This is a genomic window from uncultured Tepidimonas sp., from assembly GCF_938045175.1.
Classification (GTDB): Bacteria; Pseudomonadota; Gammaproteobacteria; order Burkholderiales; family Burkholderiaceae_C; genus Tepidimonas.
Genome location: NZ_CALIND010000173.1, coordinates 1 through 3,561 on the forward strand (window position 1 = coordinate 1; position 3,561 = coordinate 3,561).

The 3,561-nt window shown below is 67.5% G+C and carries 5 protein-coding genes; all 5 read right to left on the bottom strand.

All coding sequences use genetic code 11. The annotated features are described in order from the left end of the window. A partial coding sequence (locus tag Q0716_RS09005; protein ID WP_299022261.1) for a DUF4124 domain-containing protein occupies positions 1-284 on the bottom strand: 284 nt, incomplete at its 3' end. Between the two features lie 26 nt (positions 285-310). Further along, positions 311-1,021 (bottom strand): orotate phosphoribosyltransferase, encoded by a 711-nt coding sequence (gene pyrE / locus Q0716_RS09010; RefSeq protein ID WP_299022263.1) that lies wholly within the window; start codon positions 1,019-1,021, stop codon positions 311-313. Positions 1,022-1,069: 48 nt separating this feature from the next. Next, positions 1,070-1,453: a fluoride efflux transporter CrcB gene (gene crcB / locus Q0716_RS09015; RefSeq protein ID WP_299022265.1), complete on the bottom strand. Its 384-nt coding sequence runs from the start codon at positions 1,451-1,453 to the stop codon at positions 1,070-1,072. Between the two features lie 71 nt (positions 1,454-1,524). Continuing rightward, positions 1,525-2,421: a 5'-nucleotidase gene (locus tag Q0716_RS09020; RefSeq protein ID WP_299022267.1), complete on the bottom strand. Its 897-nt coding sequence runs from the start codon at positions 2,419-2,421 to the stop codon at positions 1,525-1,527. Next, positions 2,418-3,561, bottom strand: a 1,144-nt coding sequence (locus tag Q0716_RS09025; protein WP_299022268.1) for an O-antigen ligase family protein, incomplete at its 5' end; no start/stop codon positions are given. The genes Q0716_RS09025 and Q0716_RS09020, both read right to left, overlap by 4 nt.

Here is a 3,561-nt window from a genome sequence, read left to right on the forward strand (position 1 = left end):
CGCTCCTGCTCCTCGGGCGTGGGGGGTGGGGCGATGACCCGGCGCACCGTGCCACTGGGGCCAATCTCGTGCTGCACGCGGTCGCGGCATTCGGGGATCGGCCGGTCCGACGACAGCAGCCGCCCGCGCGCATCGATACAGGTGTAGATGCTGCCCGCCGCCGGGGCCTTGGTCTGCGCCCCCACCGCCACCGGGCCGGCCAACAGGCACCCGGCCACGAGCCATACCCGGGCAGCACGACAGGGATGGGGTGGGCGATGGCGTGAGGGGGTGTGCAAGGGCATCGGTGGGTGTCCGGTGTGGGCCCCCCTCATGCCACGCCGTAGCGTGCGCGGTACGCCTGCACGCGCTCGCGGTGGGCCTGCATGGCGGGGTCGTCTTGTTGCTGCAGATACTGCAGCAAGTCGTCCAGTTTGGCAATGGCGCACACCGCCAGGCCCAGCTCGCGCTGCACGTACTGCACGGCGCTGTAGGGCACGTCACGCACGGTGCCGTCGGGGGCCACCTCGGTGGCCATCTCCTGCCGGTCCAGCGCAATCGCCATCGCATACGGTGTGGCGCCCGCGCCACGGATGAGCGCGATCGACTCGCGCGCCGCCGTGCCCGCGCTCATCACGTCGTCGATGATCAGCACCCGCCCCTGAAGCGGCGCGCCCACCAGCGAGCCGCCTTCGCCGTGGTCCTTGGCCTCCTTGCGGTTGAAGGCAAACGGCGTGTTGTGCCCGCGCCGCGCCAGCTCCACCGCCACCGCCGCCGCCAGCGGAATGCCCTTGTACGCCGGGCCAAAAATCATGTCGAACGCGATGCCGCTGGCCAATATCGCATCGGCGTAAAACGCCGCCAGCTGGCCCAGCTTGACCCCGTCGTTGAACAGCCCGGCGTTGAAAAAATACGGGCTCAGGCGCCCGGCCTTGGTTTTGAATTCGCCAAAGCGCAGCACGCCCGCTTCCAGGGCAAATTGCACGAAACGCTGCGCCAGCGCGCCAGCATCGCAAGGGGAGGGGGCAGCAGTATCAGCCATGATGCGATGAGATCAACCGCTGCCATTGTAGGGGCGGGCGGCGGCGCATCAGCTGCCACGCAGGCCAGCCCAGGTGGCAAAGCCCAGCGCGGTGAGCGCCAGCGAGCCGCCCACGTGCAGGCCCATCGCCGCTAGCGCCCAGCCCAGCCGCCCCTGCTGCAGCAGCGATACCACCTCGACCGAAAAGCTGGAAAACGTCGTCAACCCGCCCAACAGCCCCGTCACCAGAAACAGCCGCCAGTGGGGGCCCAGCTCCGGGTGGTGCATGAGGAACGCCACCACCAGCCCGATGGCGTAGCCCCCCACCCAGTTGGCGGCCAACGTGCCCAGCGGCAAGTGCGGCAGCAGCGCGTTGAGCGCCAGCCCCAGCCACCAGCGCAGCAGCGCGCCGATACCGGCACCAACGACGATGGCGAATGCGGAGGTCAGCATAGAGGATGGTGGCGGCGCGAGAGAGTGGGCGATGCTTGCGGTCGCCCTTGCACCATCAGTCTAGCGCAACCTCAGCCCCCCATCACCCCGGCGGCGACGTGCCCGGCTGGCACGTGCTCGGCGGCGCTGCGCACGTGGCGCGTTTGGTCGTCGAAGAAAAAATCGGGCTCGAACTCGCGCAAAAACTCGCCCTTGGGCAGCCCGCCCAGAAACAGCGCCTCGTCCACCTCGATGCGCCAGTCCATGAGCGTGCGAATGGCGCGCTCGTGCGCCGGGGCGCTGCGCGCGGTGACCAGCGCGGTGCGGATGCGCATGGCGTCCGTGCCCTCCTGCTGCAGCCGGTGCAGCGCCTCAAGCAGCGGCTTGAACGGCCCACCAGGCAGCGGCTGGGTGGCCTTGGCGGTCTCGTGCGCCTGAAAGGCATCCAGCCCCTCGGCCTGAAAGACGCGCTCGGCCTCGTCCGAAAACAGCACCGCGTCGCCGTCAAAGGCGATGCGCACCTCGTGCGGGTGTGCATCCGACGCGCGCTGCGCGTGCGGGTACACCTGCGCCGCCGGAAAGCCGGCCTCCAGCGCGGCGCGCACGTCGTCCAGATTGGCCGACAAAAACAGGTTGGCGCGCAGCGGCCGCAGATAGCGCCACGGCGGTGCACCGCGCGTGAATACGCCGCGCTGGATGGGCAGCCCATAGTGCGCCGCGGAGCGAAACACGCGCATTCCCGAGACGGGGTCGTTGCGCGACAGGATCACCACCTCCACCCGCTGCGCGCGTGCGTCGTTGAAGCGCAGCAGCTTTTGCACCAGCGAAAACGCCACGCCGGGCGCAGCTGGCTGCTCCAGCCGCTGAAGTTGCAATTGCATGTAGGCGCGGTCGTCGCCCTCCTCGAAGACGCGGTTTTCTGCCTCGAAGTCGAACAGCGCGCGCGAGGAGATGGCGACGGTGAGTGAGGGCGTATCGGTGCCGCTCATGGAGCTGAAGGAATGTCGGCTATCCTCGATGGTAGCCGATAGAGGTCGTCGTCCCACGCGATCATCCCTTGGCTCCACAGTCGTGGCGGCAGCGGCCCGCCACAGAAAGGTAGGCATTGGTCGGGGCGCTGCTCCAGCGTCGGGGTCATGACCCACAAATGGTGGAGAACGACGGCGCCACTACACAGCAAAACCAGCCGCAGGGTCACTACCGAGCGCCCAGAAACCGCGCCAGATGAGGGGGTTAAGTTAAGCCAGGGTTGGGTGTTGGATACGGTCATCCCAAGGGCCAGTCCTGCCAAGACCACAATCACCATCTGCGGATACGGCATGACCAAATTGCCATCGACCAAGGATTGCGCCGCGCTGCCCCACAGCCCCATGCAGACGCCCCAATAGAGCGTGCGTTGTCGTTGAGGCCAGGCAGCATAAGCGTGGCCTTGGGGTACGCGCCAGAGCAGATGCAGCAGCCAGCCTGCCAATAGCAGCACCCAAGCCAACGTTGCGATCACGCCCCATTCGGCGAGCCACTGCAGCACGATATTATGTGGGTGCGCGTTGGGCAGGGTGGGAATGTTGGCCAGGTGCATGGGGCCGATTCCTAGCCATGGCGTGTGCCACCACTCTTGTGCAGCGACCTGCCAAAGCATCCAACGACCGGAGCTGTCAAGCGTCAGGCGATCAGTGATGGGCTGCACCACATCCACCGCCAGCAAGCGCGGTATCACACCGTGAGTCAATAGGTAGATGACGAGTCCCCCTGCCCAGGCGGCCACAAACCGTCGCGCCCACTGTCGCGCCACAGGAAATGGGAGCAGCGCTGCCGTCACGGCGCACACCGCCGCGGCCAGCCAGGTGCCGCGCGTGCCCGACAGCCAGCCCGTCCAACACCACAGCATCGCCAAGGCGGCCAGAGTGCGGCGCCATCGGAGGGTGCTTTGCAACATCCAGCCGGCAACCAGCAGCGGGGCGATCGCGGTGACGACCTGGCCGAAAAAGCGGATGTTTGCGAAACCGCTCAGCAGCAGCCACGGGTCGAGTGGCATGCGCTGTACATAGGCGGCGAGCAGCGCTGCGAGCGTTTGTGTCGTCAATAGCGCGGCCACGGCACCCAGCGTAACGGTGAAGGCTCGACCCGTC